The organism is Providencia sp. UF-183 (assembly GCF_058246155.1).
Map to the genome: position 1 here is coordinate 1 of NZ_JBSICD010000016.1, position 21,037 is coordinate 21,037.

Here is a 21,037-nt window from a genome sequence, read left to right on the forward strand (position 1 = left end):
CGCCAAGCTGCCGAAGCCGCACGTTTAGCCGAAGAACAAGCAGAGCAAGAGCGTCAAGCTGCGGAAGCCGCACGTTTTGCGGAAGAACAAGCAGAGCAAGTACGCCAAGCTGCCGAAGCTGCACGTTTAGCCGAAGAACAAGCAGAGCAAGAGCGCCAAGCTGCTGAAGCAGCACGTTTAGCGGAAGAACAAGCAGAGCAAGCACGCCAAGCTGCAGAAGCTGCACGTTTAGCGGAAGAACAAGCAGAGCAAGAACGCCAAGCCGCCGAAGCTGCACGCTTAGCGGAAGAAGAAGCCGAAGCTGAGCGTCTTCGTTTGGAAGACGAAAAAAATAATTCACCAAAAGAGCAAGAAAAACCGAAAAAAGAGGGTTTCTTTGCTAGGCTGAAGAAAGGGTTATTAAAAACTCGCCAAAATCTGGGATCAGGTTTTCTTAGCTTATTTACAGGTAAGAAAATTGACGATGATTTATTCGATGAATTAGAAGAACAACTACTCATTGCGGACGTTGGTGTTGAGACAACACGTAAAATTATCGACAACCTCACGGCTCATGCAAGTCGTAAAGATCTCAAAGATGCCGAAGCGCTGTATGGTAAATTGCGTGAGGAAATGTCTGATATTTTAGCGAAAGTTGATAAACCGCTCGTGATCGAAGATAAAAAACCCTATGTTATTCTTATGGTTGGGGTTAACGGTGTGGGTAAAACCACCACGATTGGTAAATTGGCTCGCCAATATCAATCTGAAGGCAAAAGCGTGATGTTGGCTGCGGGGGACACGTTCCGTGCTGCTGCGGTTGAGCAATTACAAGTTTGGGGTGAACGCAATAAAATCCCTGTTGTTGCACAGCACACAGGAGCCGACCCAGCATCGGTTATTTTTGATGCTATTCAATCAGCTCAAGCTAAGGGTGTTGATGTATTGATTGCGGATACCGCTGGCCGCTTACAAAACAAATCACATCTGATGGAAGAATTGAAGAAAATCGTCCGAGTGATGAAAAAACTGGATGAAAGTGCACCGCATGAAATTATGTTAACGCTGGATGCGAGCACAGGACAAAATGCAGTGAGTCAGGCGAAACTTTTTGACGAAGCGGTAGGTCTGACAGGTATAACATTGACTAAGCTCGATGGCACAGCAAAAGGTGGCGTAATCTTCTCTATTGCCGATCAATTTGGTATTCCAATTCGTTATATTGGTATCGGTGAAGGGATTGAAGATTTACGTCCATTTAAAGCCGATGACTTTATCGAGGCCCTATTTGCCCGAGAGGAATAATTTTCGATGATTCGCTTTGAACACGTTAGTAAAGCTTATCGCGGTGGCCGCCAAGCTCTCCAAGGGGTTGATTTTCATTTACAACCCGGGGAGATGGCATTTTTAACAGGCCACTCAGGCGCAGGTAAAAGTACGTTACTCAAACTCATTTGTGGCATCGAACGCCCAAGTGCGGGTCATATCTTGTTTAATGGTCATGATATTAGCCGGTTGAAAAATAGGGAGATCCCTTTTCTGCGTCGGCAGATTGGGATGATTTTTCAAGACCATCACCTGCTATTTGACCGCACAGTGTATGACAACGTTGCGATGCCACTGATTATCTCTGGCGCTAGCACGGAAGATATTCGTCGACGTGTTTCTGCGGCCTTGGATAAAGTGGGCTTATTAGATAAAGCAAAAAACTTTCCGATTCAATTATCTGGCGGTGAGCAACAGCGTGTGGGTATTGCTCGCGCGGTAGTTAATAAGCCGACAATGCTCTTGGCGGATGAGCCAACAGGTAACCTTGATGGCGAATTATCGGAAGGAATTATGCGCCTATTTGAAGAATTTAACCGCGTGGGCGTGACGGTTTTAATGGCAACGCATGATGTCGCGTTGATTGAACGTCGCAACTACCGTGTTTTAACATTAAGTGAAGGCCGGATGCTTGGAGGTCAACATGGCTAAGAATGCCCGAAGAGCCAAGCCAGAGCGTACCATGCAATCCAAAAGTAAGGCACTAAAAGGTGGATGGCGCGAACAATGGCGTTATTCTTGGTTAAATGCGCTGGCGGATATGCTCCGGCAGCCTTTGGCAACCTTTTTGACCATCATGGTAATTGCGATTTCATTAACCTTGCCTAGCTTATGTTATGTGGTTTGGAAAAACGTTTCTCAAGCTGCGGCGCAGTGGTATCCAACTCCACAACTTACTGTTTATCTAGATAAATCTCTTGATGAACAAGGTGGGCAAAATGTCGTAACGCAATTGCAGGCACTTGAAGGGGTTGATCATGTGAATTATTTATCACGAGATCAAGCCATGAGCGAGTTTCGTAGCTGGTCAGGCTTTAGTACCGCATTGGATATGTTAGAGGAAAATCCATTACCTGCGGTGGCTATCATTACACCAAAAATTGATTTTGAAGGTTCGGATGTCTTAACCACATTAAGGGACAGAGTTGGCCAAGTCGATGGTATCGAAGAAGTGCGCATGGACGATAGCTGGTTTGCGCGACTTGCTTCATTAACGGGCTTAGTCGGAAAAATTGCTTCAGTCATTGGTATTCTAATGATTGTGTCGCTGTTCTTAGTGATCGGAAATAGTGTTCGCCTCAATATTTTTGCACGCCGAGACACCATTAATGTGATGAAATTGATTGGTGCAACGGATGGCTTTATCATGCGGCCATTCTTAAACGGCGGTATTGTGCTTGGTGGTGTCGGGGCGATTATTTCGTTGATCATGACTTTCTTATTGGTTTGGCAATTGGGGAGTGGTGTGGCACAAGTTGCCAGTGTGTTTGGTACACAGTTCCATATTGAAGGGTTGCTTTGGGAAGAATCTTTATTAATCCTACTGTTATCCGCTATGGTTGGTTGGATCGCGGCATGGTTAGCCACACTGCAACATTTACGCCATTTTACACCTGAGTAACTGCCTGTTTTCTTGTGATTTTCAATGAGGGCTATCGGTGAATATATTACCATAGCCCTTGATTATATTAGATATTTGCTTTAAAAATGAACTTAGTCTGAATTGTTTTGTCTTATATTGACCCACCGTTAACAATTCTTGTATATAATTTATTTAATGCGGTGAAACTGGTAAGCTATCTACTTGTTTGCTGCATATCGTTTTTCATTGTTAACCTATGCGGTTATCAACATCAAATAAATTTCATTCCTAATATTTATAGAGGATCTGAATGACCAAAGACATGCAATCATTAACGCTTGTTCCGCAAGGAAGTATTGAAGCCTATGTTAGGGCGGCTAATGCTTACCCAATGCTCACCGCTGAGGAAGAAAAGGAACTTGCTGAACGGCTGCATTATAACGGCGATCTGGATGCTGCAAAGCAACTGATCTTATCGCATTTGCGCTTTGTTATTCACGTTGCTCGTAGTTATGCAGGTTATGGTTTACCGCAAGCTGACTTAATTCAAGAAGGCAATATAGGCCTAATGAAAGCAGTGCGCCGTTTTAACCCTGAAGTGGGGGTGCGCCTCGTTTCCTTTGCGGTGCATTGGATCAAAGCGGAAATTCATGAATATGTTCTGCGTAACTGGCGAATTGTTAAAGTTGCCACGACAAAATCACAGCGCAAATTATTCTTTAATCTCAGAAAAAATAAAAAACGTCTTGGTTGGTTTAATCAAGAAGAAGTGGATATGGTCGCTCAAGAACTTGGGGTAAGTACCAAAGATGTCCGCGAAATGGAATCACGCATGGCGGCGCAAGATATGGCATTTGATATGTCAGATGACGACGACAGCGCTGATTTTGGTGGCCCAGTCGCGCCAGTGTTATTTTTACAGGATAAATCGTCGGACTTTGCAGGCTCAATTGAAGATGATAACTGGGAAAGCCATGCCACTGACCGTTTAGCCGACGCGCTAGACTCATTAGATGAGCGTAGCCAAGATATCATTCGCGCTCGTTGGTTAGATGATGACAACAAAACCACATTGCAGGAATTAGCTGATAAATACGGTGTTTCTGCAGAACGTGTTCGTCAACTAGAAAAAAACGCAATGAAAAAATTGCGTTTAGCGATGGAAGAAAGCGACGACGAAATGTAGCCCATTTCGCCTCAAGTTATCTGCATTTATTGCCCCTAAGCGGGAATAGATGCAGATACTCATATCATTAATTTACGTATCTAACCAAAATATACTTTCCACTTATTCATCACTATACAGCTCTAATGGCAGGCCATCAGGGTCAGCAAAAAACGTAAAGCGTTTTTGTGTATAGGGATCGGTCCTCACCGCTTCACATGCAATGCCTTGTTTTGTTAAATAGGCAATCCACTCATCTAACTCATCAACGCTAAAAGCCAAATGGCGAAGCCCTGCGGCTTCTGGGTAGCTCGGCCTTGCTGGTGGATTAACAAAGCTGAATAGTTCAATTTGATAATGTTCACCAAACGCTAAGTCGGCCTTCCATGAGTCATTATGAGGGCGATAATGTTCACTAAGTAAACTCAACCCTAAAATACGACAGTAAAAATCCTTACTGACTTCATAGTTGGAAGCAATAATTGCAACATGGTGAATTTTATTTAACTTCATTTAAGTGGCCTATTTTAAATTCCCATACACCAGTCTGCGAAGTGGCATGAAATCCGCAGGTGGTTAAAAATGCATGCATGACTTGAACTTGGTTTTCATCTAACTCATCAAAATTAAACTGCCATACCAAGACTTCTGGATATGCCCTGAGAATTTCATGCAGTAAATAGAGCCCAACTCCTCGCCTACGGGTAACTTCGCGCACACAAAAATCAGCGATGAGGCCCTGTGTTTGGTTGATGGTGACTTTCGCTGCGGCAAGTAATCTATCATTGAAGCGCGCTGCGTAAATTAAGTGCGTTTCATCAAATGATTGTACGCATTTATCGATATTCTGGTTTGGCCAGATTTTATCCAAGTCCTGATATTGCTGCTCAGTAGGATTGACCAAAGGAATAATAGTGAGTCTCATGATGTTTTATCTGTTCCCTTGCAAGGGTTGCAGCTACTCGTCCTGCCAGAGTGATCTGTAACCGATTTTTTGATTTTAGAGAGAAAAATTTTGTCAGGCTGTATTTTCCGAGTTTCGCTCGGATTAATTTAAATTTAACTAGAATATAACACTGGTATTTACAAAAAACCTACTTAAACGCATCAGTTTTTTATTCTGCATCTAACGTAATAACCTACCATATCCATTTGCTATTTAGCATAATTATCTTGTTTAATACCATGAAATATATAGCCTTATTCGCTGTATTTTGAAATCTCAGGCATTGTACCTGTCAACCATAATAAACGATTATAAATCAAACACAAACACTCAGAACCATGAAGACGGGGACGATAAAATGAAGAATATGAATAAAGCATTATTAGCGGGCTGTATCGCAATGGCATTCAGCTCAGCGGGATGGGCGAAGGAAATAAAAATAGCGGTTGTGGGCGCGATGTCAGGCCCTGTCGCACAATACGGTGATATGGAGTTTACGGGGGCTCGCCAAGCGATTGCAGATATTAATGCAAAGGGTGGGATCAATGGCAACACGTTAGTTGCGGTTGAATATGATGATGCATGTGACCCGAAACAAGCGGTTGCAGTGGCAAACAAAGTCATCAATGACGGAATTCGTCATGTTATTGGTCATTTATGCTCTTCTTCCACACAGCCTGCATCGGATATCTATGAAGATGAAGGCATTATCATGATCACGCCAGCGGCAACCAATGCAGATTTAACAACGCGTGGTTACCAAATGGTGTTGCGTACAACGGGTTTGGACTCTGACCAAGGCCCTACAGCGGCAAAATATATCCTTGAAGAAATTAAGCCGTCTCGTATCGCTGTTGTTCACGATAAACAACAATATGGTGAAGGTTTAGCACGTTCAGTTCGTGAAAGCCTCAATAAAGCAGGCGCGAAAGAAGTGATGTTTGAAGGCGTCACGGCTGGCGATAAAGATTTCTCTGCCTTAGTCGCGAAACTGAAAAAAGAGAACGTGGACTTTGTTTACTTTGGCGGTTACTACCCAGAAATGGGGCAAATTTTACGCCAAGCAAAACAAGCTGGACTGAATATTCGCTTTATGGGGCCTGAAGGTGTAGGTAACTCTTCACTTTCTAACATTGCCGGTGATGCATCTGAAGGGATGTTAGTGACGTTGCCAAAACGTTATGACCAAGTCGCGACTAACCAGCCGATTGTTGATGCCATCAAAGCGAAAAAAGAAGACCCTACGGGCCCGTTTGTGTGGACAACTTATGCCGCAATCCAAGGTTTAACCACCGCAATGGAGCGCACGGGGAGCATTGAACCTGAAGATTTAGTCAAAGATCTGAAAGCTAATCCTGTTGATACCGTAATGGGCACATTGAGCTGGCAGCCAAATGGTGACCTAAAAGGTTTCGAATTTGGTGTGTTTGAATGGCACAAAGATGGGACTTCCACTCCTATAAAATAGTACCTAGTAGTGTTCCAACGTAGTGAACAATAACCGGAAGTGAGTTGACTCGCTTCCGGCTTCTGTTCTCTATCAGGACAAGCAGTTCGAAAGGAAAGTCTTATGTCAGATCAAATTCTTTATTTTATTCAGCAATTTCTTAATGGATTAACCCTTGGCAGCACCTATGCGCTAATTGCTATTGGTTATACGATGGTATATGGCATCATCGGGATGATTAACTTCGCCCATGGTGAAGTGTATATGATAGGGAGCTACGTCTCTTTTATCGTGATCGCAGGCTTGATGATGTTGGGGATCGATGTGGGTTGGATCCTTGTTGCAGCAGCCTTTATTGCGGCGATCATCGTTTCCAGTGCGTATGGTTGGAGCATTGAGCGAGTCGCTTATCGGCCTGTGCGCCATTCTAAACGTCTGATTGCATTAATTTCTGCGATCGGGATGTCCATCTTCTTACAAAACTATGTCAGCCTGTCTCAAGGCTCTCGTGACCTTGCATTACCTAGCTTAATTACGGGTCAGTGGGTATTAGGGGAAAGCGATGGTTTTGAAGCGACAGTAACAAAAATGCAGCTCACTATTTGGGTGGTCACGCTGCTTGCCATGTTGGCATTAACCTTGTTTATTCGCTATTCGAAAATGGGGCGTGCTTGCCGCGCTTGTGCAGAAGACCTCAAAATGGCCAGTTTATTGGGGATCAACACGGATCGCGTTATCTCCTTAACCTTTGTGATCGGCGCAGCAATGGCTGCTGTCGCAGGGGTGTTATTGGGGCAATTTTATGGTGTTATCAACCCTTACATCGGTTTTATGGCAGGTATGAAAGCCTTTACTGCCGCGGTATTAGGGGGGATTGGCAGTATTCCAGGCGCCATGTTAGGTGGCTTGATCCTCGGCGTGGCTGAAGCGATGACTTCTGCTTATTTTAGTACTGAATACAAAGACGTTGTGTCATTTGGTTTATTAATTGGTGTGCTGTTAATCATGCCAACCGGCATTCTGGGACGCCCGGAGGTCGAAAAAGTATGAGAAAAGAAAATTGGATCAATGCCATTGTGGCATCGGCAACCTTCTTTGTTTTAGCTTTGTTTATGATGGGCTTACAGCTTGCTCTGGATGGCACTAAACTGGTTGTCACTGTCGGTGATTCTGTACGTTGGAACTGGATCATCGCGGGAATTGCGATCATTTTTGTTTATCAACTGGTTCGCCCTACATTAAGCAAAGTTTGGCAAGGTATGCCGAAAAAAGCGTGGTCGATCCCTGATTTTGATGGCTCAACGACCAAGCAAAAAATTCTTGCTGTTCTTATCATTATCGCTGCCATTATTTGGCCATTTATTGTTTCACGTGGAAGCGTTGATATTGCTACGTTAACTCTCATCTATGTGATGCTAGGGCTGGGGTTAAACGTCGTTGTGGGCTTATCGGGCTTATTGGTTTTAGGCTATGCCGGTTTTTATGCCATCGGCGCCTATACCTTTGGTTTACTCAACCATTATTATGGCTTTGGTTTCTGGGAAAGCTTACCGATTGCAGGGCTAACAGCCGCGTTGGCGGGCTTTTTACTCGGGTTCCCTGTGTTAAGGTTAAGGGGGGACTACCTCGCCATTGTGACGCTAGGTTTTGGGGAAATTGTTCGTATTTTATTACTGAATAATACGGAAATTACAGGTGGCCCGAATGGGATCAGCCAACTGCCAAAACCGACATTTTTTGGCCTCGAATTTAGTCGAACCGCAAAAGAGGGTTGGGATACTTTCCATAATTTCTTTGGTTTAGATTACAACCCAGGCGATCGGATCATTTTTCTTTATTTTGTCGCCTTATTATTGGTGGTTTTAACATTATTTGTGATCAATCGATTGCTGCGGATGCCACTAGGCCGTGCTTGGGAAGCGCTGCGTGAAGATGAAATTGCATGCCGATCGCTTGGTTTAAGCCCAACGCGCATCAAACTCACTGCATTCACTATTAGTGCTGCATTTGCGGGTTTTGCGGGAACGTTATTTGCTGCAAGGCAAGGATTCATCAGCCCTGAATCATTTACATTTGTTGAGTCAGCATTTGTTTTAGCCATCGTGGTGCTGGGGGGAATGGGATCACAAACCTCCGTTATCTTAGCGGCAATTATCTTAGTTGTATCAAGGGAAATGATGCGTGACCTCAACCAATATAGCATGTTACTGCTCGGTGCATTGATGGTGTTAATGATGATTTGGCGGCCACAAGGCTTGCTACCGATGAAACGCCGTCAAGTTCAGGTGAAAAAAATACCTGAAGGGGAGGGGGTATGAGCCAATTAACGACACCTTTACTACAGGTTAGTGGCTTAACCATGCGTTTCGGCGGTTTACTTGCGGTGAACAATGTCGAGCTCACCATTAACCAAGGGGAAATTGTTTCTCTGATTGGGCCAAATGGTGCAGGAAAAACAACGATTTTTAACTGCTTAACGGGTTTTTATAAACCGACAAGCGGGACGATTCTATACCGTGAAAAGCACCTTGAAGGTTTAACAGGACAAGATATTGCGCGCCTTGGTGTGATCCGAACATTCCAACATGTGCGGTTATTTAAGGAAATGACCGTTATTGAAAACTTGTTGGTCGCGCAGCATCAACATTTAAAAAGTGGCATTTTTTCAGGGCTTTTGAAAACGCCAGCGTTTCGCCGCGCAGAATCTGAAGCTTTAGACAATGCGGTGAAGTGGTTAGAACGCGTGGACTTACTGGCATTTGCCAATCGGCAAGCAGGCAACTTAGCTTATGGCCAACAACGTCGATTAGAAATTGCACGTTGTATGGTGACACGCCCTGAAATTTTGATGTTAGATGAACCTGCGGCAGGGCTTAACCCAAAAGAAACCAATGATTTGGATGATTTGATTGCCGAATTACGTACTCATCATAATGTTTCAATCTTACTAATTGAACATGATATGAAGTTGGTGATGGGGATTTCAGACCGCATTTACGTCGTCAATCAGGGCACGCCATTGGCGAACGGCACGCCAAGTGAAATACGCCAACATCCTGATGTAATTAAAGCCTATTTGGGGGAAGCTTACTGATGTTAGAGTTTAAAAAAGTTTCTGCTCATTATGGAAAAATTCAAGCATTACATGAGATTAGCTTAAATATCCAGAAAGGTGAGATTGTCACTCTGATTGGGGCAAATGGGGCAGGTAAAACCACGCTCTTAAGTACGCTTTGCGGCGACCCAAGAGCTTCCGAGGGGCAAGTATTGTATCGCGATGTGGATATTACCCAGCTACCGACCTCAAAAATTATGCGTGAAGATATTGCGCTTGTGCCAGAAGGGCGCCGCGTTTTCTCCCGCATGACCGTGGAAGAAAACCTCGCAATGGGCGGTTTTTTTGCCACGCGACAGCAATATCTAGAACGTATTGAGCGTGTGTATAAGTTATTCCCAAGGCTTTATGAACGCCGCAGTCAGCGCTCAGGGACGATGTCTGGTGGTGAGCAACAGATGCTAGCAATTGGTCGAGCACTGATGAGCCAGCCAGCACTGCTACTACTGGATGAGCCTTCATTGGGGTTAGCGCCAATTATTATCATGCAAATATTTGATACTATTCAGCAATTGCGTGAAGAGGGAATGACCATTTTCCTCGTGGAGCAAAATGCTAACCAAGCGCTTAAATTAGCGGATAGAGGATACGTGCTGGAAAATGGGCACATAGTGCTGGAAGATAGCGGAAAAGCGTTGCTGGCGAATGAGGCAGTGCGCAGCGCTTATCTCGGTGGCTAAACTTTTCGTCATCCTTTGTGCCGTGGCGGTGTTGGCTTCACTTGCCGCCTAGCCACAACGCGAATGATTTAGAAAATGACAGTAAGTTATAAACTGGCTACGTTTAGTTAAACGGGTTATCTGTTGATGCAGGTAGCCCGTTTTTGCTTTTTTATGTACCGCATTTTGGGCGGCGGTGTAAATTTGGTCTCTATACATTGTTACAAGGTTCTGTGAAGCGACTCGCAAATCCATTATTTGCTTGTTTCTATACATAAAATTAAATGTATATACAACTTTTCCTCTAGAAACAGAGAGCTACTTATTGTTGTATAACTCCCCTTTCCTTCAGACCTCCACTCTTCATATAAAATTTCAAAATTAAATGTATATACTTTGTGAAGTAAATGTATATATATTTAAAAGCAAGAGAAATGGCTTCAGTGAATAAATAGCTTTGAGCAAGTTGGTGAATCATTAATTAATTGATTTTCAATCGATTAATCGACTTAAAATAAAAGTGTGCAGTCACTAACAAAGTACCTCACAGATTATTATCACCAAAAGTTGTTAATTTAGCGTTAATTAAAAAATGGATGATAGGGGATACAACCATGTTAAACCGTACTGACTCAACACGTGTGATCCGCGCACCTCGTGGCAGCGAAAAAACCTGTAAAAGCTGGTTGACTGAAGCCGTTTACCGCATGCTCCAAAACAACCTCGACCCTGAAGTGGCTGAACACCCACAAAGCCTTGTGGTGTACGGTGGTATCGGTCGTGCAGCCCGTGATTGGGAATGTTACGACAAAATTTTAGAGGTGCTGAAAACACTGGAAGACGACCAAACGCTGTTAGTTCAGTCAGGTAAACCTGTTGGTGTATTCCCAACCCATGCTGATGCACCCCGTGTTTTAATTGCTAACTCGAATATCGTGCCACACTGGGCAAATTGGGATCACTTCAATGAGCTAGATCGCAAAGGCTTGATGATGTACGGCCAAATGACGGCGGGATCGTGGATTTACATTGGTTCCCAAGGGATCGTCCAAGGTACCTACGAAACTTTCGTTTCACTGGCAAAACAACATTTTAATGGCAAGGCCGCTGGGCGTTGGATCTTAACTGGTGGCTTAGGCGGGATGGGCGGCGCGCAGCCATTAGCAGCGACAATGGCTGGGTTTAGCATGATTGCTGTCGAGTGTGATGAAAGCCGTATCGATTTCCGCTTAAGAACACGCTATGTCGATAAAAAAGCGACTTCCCTTGATGAAGCGCTGCAATACATTGAAGAAGCAAAAATTTCAGGCAAGCCTGTTTCTGTCGGTCTATTAGGTAATGCAGCAGATGTGTATAGCGAATTAGTTAAACGCAATATCACACCTGACTCAGTCACAGACCAAACCAGTGCTCACGACCCTGTACACGGCTATTTACCGCAAGGTTGGACATTAAGCCAATGGCGTGAAAAACAAGAGACTGCACCAGCCGAAGTGACCAGCGCGGCGAAAAAAAGCATGGCCGTGCAAGTAGATGCCATGTTAACCATGCAAAAACGTGGTTCGGCAGCGTTTGATTACGGTAATAACATTCGCCAAATGGCAAAAGACGAAGGTGTTGTAAATGCCTTTGATTTCCCAGGTTTTGTTCCTGCTTATATTCGCCCTCTATTCTGTGAAGGGATCGGCCCATTCCGTTGGGTAGCTTTATCTGGCGATCCTGAAGATATCTACAAAACAGACCAAAAGGTCAAAGAATTACTGCCTGATGATAAGCACTTGCATAACTGGCTCGACATGGCGCGTGAGCGAATTGCATTCCAAGGCCTGCCTGCGCGTATTTGTTGGGTTGGCTTAAAAGACCGTGAAAGATTAGGGCGTGCTTTCAATGAGATGGTGAAAAGTGGCGAACTAAAAGGCCCTATCGTGATTGGCCGTGATCACCTAGATTCAGGCTCAGTTGCCAGTCCTCACCGTGAAACAGAATCCATGAAAGACGGCTCTGATGCAGTTTCCGACTGGCCATTACTGAATGCGCTATTAAATACCGCAGGTGGCGCGACATGGGTGAGTTTGCACCACGGCGGCGGCGTTGGCATGGGCTTCTCTCAACACTCAGGTGTTGTGATTGTGTGTGATGGCACTGATGCTGCGGATAAACGCTTAGCGCGTGTTCTGCATAATGACCCTGCGACAGGTGTAATGCGCCATGCGGATGCAGGGTATGGCATCGCCATCAATTGCGCGAAAGAGCAAGGTTTGAATTTGCCAATGGTGAAGTAATGTCGTTTGCCGGCTTAGGCTGGCAACTTTCTGGAAAATAAGGAATTCAGTATGAATGCTGCGTCAACTCAGAAAAGACAAGGGCCACTGGCTGGGATCAAAGTCATTGATTTAAGCCGTGTTTTAGCAGGGCCTTATTGCACGGGAATGATGGCTGATCTCGGTGCAGAAGTGATCAAAATTGAAGTGCCAGATCATGGGGATGACAGCCGCCACTTAGGGCCTTTTATTGAGGGCGAAAGTGTTTATTACGGCTTGATCAATAGAGGGAAACGCAGCATCGAGCTGGATCTCAAAGCAGAGGAAGATCGCGCTATTTTATTTCAGCTGGTTAAAGAAAGTGATGTGGTGGTTGAAAACTTCCGCCCTGGTGTGACTAAACGCCTTGGTATTGATTTTGACAGTTTAAAGCAGCACAACCCAGCACTGATTTACGCAAGCATTTCCGGTTTTGGGCAAAATAGCCCATTAGCAAGCTACCCCGCTTACGACATTGTGGCACAAGCCATGTCAGGGCTGATGAGCGTGACAGGTTTTCCTGAAACTGGCCCAACGCGCAGTGGTGAATCTATTGGTGATGTGTGCGCGGGGATGTTTGCATCTTGGGCGATTAGTAGTGCGTTATTTGCCAGAGAACGCCATAACGAAGCGGCACAATATATTGATGTTGCGATGGTGGATGTCCTGCTTAGCATGCAACTAACCGGTCTTTCTAATCTGTTTGCACATGATAAAGCACCGAGCTTAGTGGGTAATCGTCACCCTGTATCTACACCGTTTGATACTTACCAAGCCAAAGATGGCTTAGTGGTTATCGCTATTGCGAGTGAAAAGCTGTTTCAACGTTTTTGTGAATGTATGGGTAAAATGCATTTATGCCAAGACTCACGTTTTCAAGATGACCCAAGCCGTACACGTCATCACGGGGAGTTAAGGGCTGAAATTGAAGGTTGGACAGCGCAAAAAACGGTGGATGAAGTTTGTGACTTGTTACTAAATGCTGGGGTTCCAGCCTCGCCAATTCATAACCTACAACAAGCGACACAAAGTGAACATGCTCAAGTTCGGCAGGTTCTCATACACCTAAATGATGGTGGTACTCCATTGATTTCTCAGCCCGTTTTTTTTAATGGCAAAAAGCCTCATTCAACACGAAGAGCCCCTATCTTGGGGGAAGCAAATGCACTGTATAAATCGGCAAAAACAACAAGCAAAAATAGGGAGGCCGTACAATGAGTTTTGAAATTAATGAAACAGAACAAGCCATTGTGGATGCAATTGAAAAAGTGTGCCGCGATATTTTGCAGCCCAACGCACAGCGTTACGATGAAACGGAAACATTTTGTGCAGAAAGTTTAACGGCATTAGGTGAAATGGGGGCATGGGGAATTAACTTGCCTGAGCAATATGGCGGCTTCGGCCTTGGTAGTATTGCGATGAGTATGATTGTTGAAGCCGTCGCAGCAGCTTGCGCCTCGACATCCTCCTCCTTAACCGCTCACTTTTTAGCCACTGACTCCATTTTGATTGGTGGAACCGAAGAACAAAAAGCCTATTGGTTGCCGAAAGCTGCATCCGGTGAGTTATTGGGGGCTTTCGGTTTAACGGAACCCGCGGCGGGTTCGAACCCTGCGGATATGCGCACTGTTGCGACGCGTGAAAATGGTGGCTGGCGTATTCGGGGGAATAAGCACTATATTACTAACGCCAAAGAAGCTGATTTTATTGTGTTATATGCCAAAACAGATGTTGAGGCAGGGGCTCGCGGCATTAGTGCATTTATGATCCCAAAAGGCACTGAAGGTGTGGCATTTTCTCAGCCAGAAAAAACCATGGGGTTACGCGGCAGTACTATTTATGAGTTAGCACTGAACTGCTGGTTACCTGAATCTGCTTTACTCGGTGAAGAAAACAAAGGTTTCCACACTGCAATGGAAGTTTTAGACAAAGGCCGTGTTGAAGTCGCGGCAACGTCACTGGGCATTGCCCGTGCGGCGATGGAAAGCACGCTGGGCTGGGTGAAAGAGCGCCAAATTGGCAAAAAACCACTAGCAGCTTACCAAGGAACACAATGGCGTCTTGCGGATATGCATACACAGCTTGAAGCCGCTCGTATGTTGACTTGGCGTGCCGCGGAACTGCGTGATTCAGGTGAACGTTTTAGTTTGCAATCGGCGACAGCAAAACTGTTTGCAGCGGAGTGTGCTGGTTTTGTCACTGATGCTGCACTGCAACTTCATGGGGGGTATGGGTATATTCGTGATTTACCCCTTGAGCGGTATGTTCGTGATGCACGTATTTTGCGTATCTTTGAAGGCACGTCAGAAGTTCAAAAAATTATTATTTCACGTGCTGTATTGGATGCAGTGTAATTTATTCAAATCATTATTTTTACCAGAAGCGGGTAGACGGGACAGGCGGCTACTCGCGAGTCAAGCAACATAGGAAGCACTACCTGACAACAGGATCATGGAATTAAAAACACAACAACAATCAGGTTTAAGAATGTATTTCAATTATAGATTATGGGTGGATAACAGATAAAACATCACCCAATGTAATGTGTAATTACTGTACTCACCATTACGGTTTTTACGAATTCATTACAGTTAATTGGTTCATTCTTTAAGCCAGCCTGCTTAAAGAGGATTTACCATGACAGTTTCAAACGACATCGCAACAGGGCAAAAAGGTCGACAGGACAATGTCCCGCTTATCGAAGCGCGTTCTATCGATTACATTCCTGAATCTGAACGCCATGGCACCTTATCTAGCCAGTTTACACTTTGGTTTGGTGCTAACTTACAAATTACGGCCATCGTTACTGGGGCGCTCGCGGTTGTGTTAGGGGGCGATGTATTTTGGTCACTGATTGGCTTATTTATTGGTCAGTTATTAGGTGGGGCAGTGATGGCATTGCATGCGGTGCAAGGGCCAAAACTGGGACTACCGCAAATGATTTCAAGCCGTGTGCAGTTTGGCGTTTATGGTGCGGTCATTCCTATTCTATTGGTTTGTATGATGTATGTTGGGTTTTCAGCCAGTGGAACGGTATTAGCAGGCCAAGCTGTTGGGCAATTACTCCATGTGACTGATTGGGTCGGGATCTTAATTTTTGGTGCGGTGATTATCGGGATCACTATCTGTGGTTATCGGATCATTCATATTTTAGGTAAGGTCGCGAGTGTTGTTGGCGTTATTGCATTCTTTTATCTATTCTTCCGCCTGTTTTACATGAATGATGTCTCCGTATTAATGGAAAATCGCCATTTTGATTGGACACATTTCTTATTAGCCATGTCACTCTCAGCATCTTGGCAAATTGCTTTTGGCCCTTATGTTGCTGACTACTCGCGTTATTTACCAACTAAAACACCAACTATTAAAGCCTTTCTGGCGGTGGGTTCAGGGACGGTCATTGGTACTCAAGCGTCAATGATTTTAGGGGTGTTTGCAGCGGCCTTAGCGGGGAATAAATTTGCAGGCAACGAAGTTTCCTACATTGTGGGATTGGGAAGTACAGGCCTCATTGCTGCACTGTTATATATCACAATTTTCTTTGGGAAAGTGACCATCACGGCGTTAAATGCATACGGTAGCTTTATGTCGATGGCGGCAATTGTTTGTGGGTTTAGAGGGAAAAACACCATTACGAGAGGGCAGCGATTGTTCTTTATTATATTAATGGTGAGCTTTTCAACCTTATTAGGATTAGCAGGCCAACACTCGTTCTTAAAATTATTCTCCGCTTTCTTACTGTTTTTACTCGCCTTCTTTACACCATGGAGCGCAATCAATCTTGTTGATTACTATTGGGTGACCAAAGGTCGTTACGATGTCCCTGAACTGGCAAACCCAAATGGTCGCTATGGCCGCTGGAATAAAGTGGGTATCTTCACTTACATCATTGGCGTATTGATCCAATTACCCTTTATTTCAACAGGTTTCTATACTGGCCCATTAGTTGAACACCTTGGTGGCGTCGATGTTTCATGGATAGTGGGCTTAGTTGCGACCAGCATTATTTATTATATTGCGATTAAAAAATGGCCAATGTCTGTTGCTGATAGGCTGATATTACCAACCACGAAATAACCAAATGAACCATTTGATTTAATTAATAAAAGAATACATTGAGCGAGCCAATAGCAGTGAAGCTTTCACTGCTAAGGCTTCCCTCAACCTAAAAACGATTCAAACCACCTTAATAAAAGCCAATCGTTAATAGAATTGGGATAGGAGTTGCTATGAAAATTTTAGTCGCAGTGAAGCGAGTGATTGACCATAACGTTAAAGTACGCGTAAAAGCCGATGGCTCGGGGGTTGAGCTCACTAACGTCAAAATGGCGATGAACCCCTTTGATGAAATTGCGGTTGAGGAGGCTGTACGCTTAAAAGAAGCAGGCAAAGCGACTGAAGTTGTTGCCGTTTCTATTGGTGATATTAGCTATCAAGAAACTTTGCGTAGTGCGATGGCGATTGGGGCAGACCGTGCCATTTTAATTCAACGCCCAACGGAGTTAGTTTTAGAATCACTCGATATTGCGCGTCTATTACAGCAAGTGGTGGCAAATGAGCAACCCGATTTAATTTTATTAGGCAAACAAGCGATTGATGATGACTGTAACCAAACAGGGCAAATGTTGTCAGCATTATTAGACTGTGGGCAAGCGACATTTGCATCACAAATTGTTGTTGAAGGCAACGCATTGCAAGTCACTCGTGAGATTGATGGTGGTCTGGAAACACTGGAGATGGCGCTCCCTGCGGTTGTGACAACCGATTTACGTCTCAACGAACCCCGTTATGCAACTTTGCCGAACATCATGAAAGCAAAGAAAAAACCGCTAGATATTATCGATATTTCTGACATGAATTTCTCTCCTTTGGGGCAAACCAAAACTATCAAAGTGTCTGAACCGAAAAAACGGGCAGGACAATGCACTTTACTCAATGATGCAGCGGCATTAGTGAGCACTTTACAAGCAAAAGAAGTGATTTAACCAAGGGGAATGACAATGAGCCAATCATTAGTTTTAGTTATTGTTGAGCATGATAATCAAACCATAAAATCATCAATTTTTCATAGTATTACGGCTGCGCTGGATATTCTGTCTGCGGGTGGTCAACTGCATTTGCTGGTTGCGGGTGATAATGCTGAAAACGTGGTGGAACAAGCGGCAAGATTAAAAGGTGTGAGTAAAGTATTAACGATTCAATCAGATGCTCTGAAAGCCCAGTTGGCTGAACCCATGACCAGCGCCGTTATGTCTGTTGCACAAAATTACAGCCATTTGCTGTTCCCAGCGACGACCTTTGGTAAGAATATTGCCCCGCGTGTTGCTGCAAAACTAGGTGTCGCACAAATTTCTGACATCACACAAGTCATTGATGCACAGAATTTTATTCGACCTATCTATGCGGGGAATGCATTGGCAACGGTACAAAATAACGGACATCAAGTGGTGATCACCGTACGCAGTTCGGCATTTAGCTGTGCGAGTGAGATACAAAATAATGCAGAAATTGAACACATCACACCAAATGAACTGGTTCAGCGAGCTCAACTGAAAAGCCAGTCACTGACACAAGTTAGCCGCGCCGAATTGAGTTCAGCAAAAGTTGTGATTTCAGGAGGAAGAGGGCTAAGTTCGGGGGAAAACTTTGCGTTGTTAGAAACCATTGCAGACAAACTGGGTGCCGCAGTTGGTGCATCTCGTGCGGCGGTAGATGCAGGGTATGTTCCTAATGATTATCAGGTAGGGCAAACAGGGAAAATTGTCGCACCAGATTTATACATTGCTGTCGGGATTTCTGGTGCAATACAACATATTGCAGGCATGAAAGAGAGCAAGGTGATCGTTGCCATTAATAGCGATCCTGAAGCGCCGATCTTCCAAGTGGCAGATTACGGCATTGTCGGCGATCTGTTTGAGATCTTACCTGAATTTGATAAGGCGCTTGCGTAAGAGGTGCATATGGCTATCGACAATATTGAAAATATAAACGAGGCTCCCAAGCGGGAATCGATGGAATTTGATGTCCTGATTGTCGGTGGCGGTCCTGCGGGGTTATCAACAGCGATTCGTTTAAAGCAACTTTCGATTGAGCAAGGCACGGAACTATCCATTTGCTTGATAGATAAAGGTGCAGAAATCGGGGCTCATATTTTATCAGGTGCAGTGATAGATCCGCGGGCATTGAATGAATTACTACCCGATTGGCAAGAAAAAATGTCAGCGCCGTTAACCCCCGTCAGTCAGGATAGCTTTTTATGGTTAAAAGAAAATGGCTCAACCCAATTACCGTTACCACTATTACCGAGTTGTTTAAAAAATAAAGGGAATTTAATTGGTAGCCTAGGGCAGGTAAGCGCGGCTTTAGCTGCTGAAGCTGAGGCTTTGGGCGTTGATATTTTTTCTGGTTTTGCCGCAACACAGGTACTTTTTGATGATGCAGGCCAAGTCATCGGTGTAACAACGGGTGATATGGGGTTAGATAAATTGGGTAACCCAACGGCGATGTACCAACCCGGTATGAACCTGTTGGCTAAAATGACCTTTTTTGCTGAAGGCTGCCGTGGTCAATTAGGTAAGCAGCTGATAAAACACTTTGATTTGGACTCCAACAGTAGCAAGCAAAGCTACGGTTTAGGGATCAAAGAAATTTGGCAAATTCCAAAAGAGCAACACGAAGAAGGGTTAGTTATCCACTCTGTAGGTTGGCCATTAGATAACCAAACTTACGGTGGTGGCTTTGCCTATCACTATGGTGAGAATTTAGTTGCGGTAGGTTTAGTTGTCGGTCTGAATTATGAAAACCCATATTTGTCACCGTTTGAAGAGTTTCAACGCTTAAAGACCCATCCGGCTTTTAGTGCCTTTTTATCCGGAGGAGAACGGCTTAGTTACGGTGCAAGAACCATGGTAGCAGGGGGGTTATCGGCACTTCCTGAATTGAGCTTTCCGGGGGGGGCACTAATTGGTGATGACGCTGGTTTTCTCAATGGTGCAAGGATTAAAGGAACGCATTGTGCGGTGAAAAGTGGGGCATTGGCTGCGGAAGCTTTTTTCTCGTGCTTTAAAAATCAATCGATTGATTTTGCTGAATTTACTTTGCAATATCGCCAAAAATTTGAACAGAGCTGGTTATATCAAGAGCTTTACCAGACGCGTAACTTTAAACCTTATATGAAAAAAGGGTTAGTGATGGGCTCAATGCTATTTGGCGCAGAGCAATTGTTGTTAAAAGGCCGTAGCCCATGGACATTAAAGCTTAAACAAGCGGATCACGAAGGGTTGAAAGAAGCTAAAAACTTTAAACCAATAACTTACCCTAAGCCTGATGGAAAATTGACCTTTGACCGGTCTTCTTCCGTATTTTTATCGAATACCAACCATGAAGAAGAGCAACCTTGTCATCTTAAATTGGCAGATATAACAGTACCAATTCAAATTAATTTAACGAAATACGCTGCGCCAGAAACACGCTATTGCCCAGCTGGGGTATATGAAATTATTGGCGAGCAACACCAAGAGAAATTACAGATTAATGGGCAAAACTGCCTGCATTGTAAGGCCTGCGATATTAAAGACCCACTGCAAAATATTACTTGGACTGCACCTCAAGGGGGAGAAGGGCCAATCTATCAGGGGATGTAAAAACGAATTTGTTGTGATGTAGATGTGCTTGATGTCTTTTTATATTTATCAGTCGCTTTGGGGCAATTTTGCCCCATTTTTTTATCTTTGCATTAATTCTCAATACGTGAATGTAATTTTAATTTGTATCGAGAACCTGCCGTGACCATATTAACGTAGCTAATCAGTGTATTTCCAGTCCACGTTCGGCGCCTAAGTTGCAGGCAAGGTGAGTTTTCTTTAATCGATAATGATTGTGCGATGGATTTTGTGGCTAATGCAGCTTCGATGGTATGTTCCATTTCACTTACAGGAAAATGGCGTTGTAAATAGCCACTGGGTGTTTCTGTATCCCCATATTTTTGCTTAACAAATTCGGGAACGATAGAGTGGTTAACGTAGCGTTCTTCCAGCATGAGTGGAATATCATTTTCAAAATGCAGCACTTTGCAATAACCGACTTCATTTCCTTCGCTAATTCCAAGTTGTAGGGCTATTTCAGCAGAAGCAGGGATGATTTTTAATTGTAGTTGGTGCCCGCTGTATTTATTGCCACTTAGAGATATTTCATCAAATATATCAAATGCTTTTGTCACTGGAAGTTCGTGTTTTTGCGTTGCGACAAAAGTGCCTTTCCCTGCAATTCGATTCAAAATCCCTTTTTGGCTTAATTCAGAAATGGCTTTGTTTACTGTCATACGGCTGACATTAAACTGCGCACATAGCTCAAGCTCTGTGGGAATTTGTGTTTCGGGTTTAAAAATACCCAAATCAATACTGCGTAAAATGTAAGACTGAATTTGCTTATAAGCAGGTTGTGATGTCATCGCTTTTATTCAAAATTGTCGTTAGAGAAAGGCCAGAGTAAAACAGTTTTATTGCTACAGTTAATGTAT

The 21,037-nt window shown here is 44.1% G+C and carries 19 protein-coding genes; 16 read left to right on the top strand and 3 right to left on the bottom strand.

Translation table 11 applies throughout. From position 1 onward, the window contains the following. From ftsY to rpoH, 4 genes are all read left to right on the top strand, one after another. Positions 1–1,284, top strand: a 1,284-nt coding sequence (gene ftsY, locus AC4IFT_RS14805; RefSeq protein WP_490751711.1) for a signal recognition particle-docking protein FtsY, incomplete at its 5' end; no start/stop codon positions are given. 6 nt (positions 1,285–1,290) lie between these two features. Continuing rightward, positions 1,291–1,956: a cell division ATP-binding protein FtsE gene (gene ftsE / locus AC4IFT_RS14810; protein ID WP_206083498.1), complete on the top strand. Its 666-nt coding sequence runs from the start codon at positions 1,291–1,293 to the stop codon at positions 1,954–1,956. Further along, complete coding sequence (gene ftsX, locus AC4IFT_RS14815; protein ID WP_490751712.1) at positions 1,949–2,926, top strand: permease-like cell division protein FtsX; 978 nt, start codon at positions 1,949–1,951, stop codon at positions 2,924–2,926. The genes ftsE and ftsX overlap by 8 nt, the downstream gene beginning before the upstream one ends. Before the next feature lie 271 nt (positions 2,927–3,197). Then, the gene (gene rpoH, locus AC4IFT_RS14820; protein WP_219244622.1) at positions 3,198–4,073 is read left to right on the top strand and encodes an RNA polymerase sigma factor RpoH; all 876 of its coding nucleotides are present in this window, start codon (positions 3,198–3,200) and stop codon (positions 4,071–4,073) included. A 102-nt stretch (positions 4,074–4,175) separates the two neighbouring features. Here rpoH and AC4IFT_RS14825 read toward each other — a convergent pair whose 3' ends face one another. Further along, a complete protein-coding gene (locus AC4IFT_RS14825; RefSeq protein ID WP_490751713.1) occupies positions 4,176–4,565 on the bottom strand; it encodes a VOC family protein in 390 nt (129 codons plus the stop codon). Continuing rightward, positions 4,552–4,977 carry an aspartate 1-decarboxylase autocleavage activator PanM gene (panM, locus tag AC4IFT_RS14830; RefSeq protein WP_490751714.1) on the bottom strand — a complete coding sequence of 142 codons (426 nt, stop codon included), beginning with the start codon at positions 4,975–4,977 and terminating at the stop codon, positions 4,552–4,554. Before panM ends, AC4IFT_RS14825 begins: the two co-directional genes overlap by 14 nt. A 379-nt stretch (positions 4,978–5,356) precedes the next feature. Between panM and AC4IFT_RS14835 the strand changes: the two genes are divergently transcribed. The 12 genes from AC4IFT_RS14835 to AC4IFT_RS14890 all read left to right on the top strand — a co-directional run bounded on the left by AC4IFT_RS14835 (position 5,357) and on the right by AC4IFT_RS14890 (position 20,162). Further along, the gene (locus AC4IFT_RS14835; RefSeq protein WP_219244619.1) at positions 5,357–6,466 is read left to right on the top strand and encodes a branched-chain amino acid ABC transporter substrate-binding protein; all 1,110 of its coding nucleotides are present in this window, start codon (positions 5,357–5,359) and stop codon (positions 6,464–6,466) included. Between the two features lie 102 nt (positions 6,467–6,568). Next, complete coding sequence (gene livH, locus AC4IFT_RS14840) at positions 6,569–7,495, top strand: high-affinity branched-chain amino acid ABC transporter permease LivH (protein WP_219244618.1); 927 nt, start codon at positions 6,569–6,571, stop codon at positions 7,493–7,495. Further along, positions 7,492–8,763 carry a high-affinity branched-chain amino acid ABC transporter permease LivM gene (locus tag AC4IFT_RS14845; protein WP_219244617.1) on the top strand — a complete coding sequence of 424 codons (1,272 nt, stop codon included), beginning with the start codon at positions 7,492–7,494 and terminating at the stop codon, positions 8,761–8,763. Before livH ends, AC4IFT_RS14845 begins: the two co-directional genes overlap by 4 nt. Then, positions 8,760–9,539 (top strand): high-affinity branched-chain amino acid ABC transporter ATP-binding protein LivG, encoded by a 780-nt coding sequence (gene livG / locus AC4IFT_RS14850; RefSeq protein ID WP_490736923.1) that lies wholly within the window; start codon positions 8,760–8,762, stop codon positions 9,537–9,539. Before AC4IFT_RS14845 ends, livG begins: the two co-directional genes overlap by 4 nt. Next, a complete protein-coding gene (gene livF / locus AC4IFT_RS14855) occupies positions 9,539–10,240 on the top strand; it encodes a high-affinity branched-chain amino acid ABC transporter ATP-binding protein LivF (protein ID WP_353243709.1) in 702 nt (233 codons plus the stop codon). The genes livG and livF overlap by 1 nt, the downstream gene beginning before the upstream one ends. Before the next feature lie 593 nt (positions 10,241–10,833). Further along, positions 10,834–12,501: a urocanate hydratase gene (gene hutU / locus AC4IFT_RS14860; RefSeq protein ID WP_490736919.1), complete on the top strand. Its 1,668-nt coding sequence runs from the start codon at positions 10,834–10,836 to the stop codon at positions 12,499–12,501. A gap of 51 nt (positions 12,502–12,552) precedes the next feature. Next, positions 12,553–13,737, top strand: coding sequence for a CaiB/BaiF CoA transferase family protein (locus AC4IFT_RS14865; RefSeq protein ID WP_490751716.1), 1,185 nt, complete (start codon positions 12,553–12,555; stop codon positions 13,735–13,737). Then, a complete protein-coding gene (locus AC4IFT_RS14870; RefSeq protein WP_225818557.1) occupies positions 13,734–14,873 on the top strand; it encodes an acyl-CoA dehydrogenase family protein in 1,140 nt (379 codons plus the stop codon). Before AC4IFT_RS14865 ends, AC4IFT_RS14870 begins: the two co-directional genes overlap by 4 nt. A 283-nt stretch (positions 14,874–15,156) precedes the next feature. Then, positions 15,157–16,596, top strand: a complete 1,440-nt coding sequence (locus tag AC4IFT_RS14875) for a purine-cytosine permease family protein (RefSeq protein ID WP_219244611.1) — start codon at positions 15,157–15,159, stop codon at positions 16,594–16,596. Between the two features lie 152 nt (positions 16,597–16,748). Beyond that, positions 16,749–17,504 (top strand): electron transfer flavoprotein subunit beta/FixA family protein, encoded by a 756-nt coding sequence (locus AC4IFT_RS14880; protein ID WP_490736914.1) that lies wholly within the window; start codon positions 16,749–16,751, stop codon positions 17,502–17,504. Between the two features lie 15 nt (positions 17,505–17,519). Beyond that, the gene (locus AC4IFT_RS14885) at positions 17,520–18,470 is read left to right on the top strand and encodes an electron transfer flavoprotein subunit alpha/FixB family protein (RefSeq protein WP_490751717.1); all 951 of its coding nucleotides are present in this window, start codon (positions 17,520–17,522) and stop codon (positions 18,468–18,470) included. Between the two features lie 9 nt (positions 18,471–18,479). Then, positions 18,480–20,162 carry an electron transfer flavoprotein-ubiquinone oxidoreductase gene (locus AC4IFT_RS14890; RefSeq protein ID WP_490736910.1) on the top strand — a complete coding sequence of 561 codons (1,683 nt, stop codon included), beginning with the start codon at positions 18,480–18,482 and terminating at the stop codon, positions 20,160–20,162. Between the two features lie 92 nt (positions 20,163–20,254). Here the strand turns inward: AC4IFT_RS14890 and hutC are convergent, their stop codons facing one another. After that, on the bottom strand, positions 20,255–20,968 hold the full coding sequence (hutC, locus tag AC4IFT_RS14895; RefSeq protein ID WP_490736908.1) for a histidine utilization transcriptional repressor HutC: 714 nt from the start codon (positions 20,966–20,968) through the stop codon (positions 20,255–20,257). Positions 20,969–21,037: the final 69 nt, after the last annotated feature.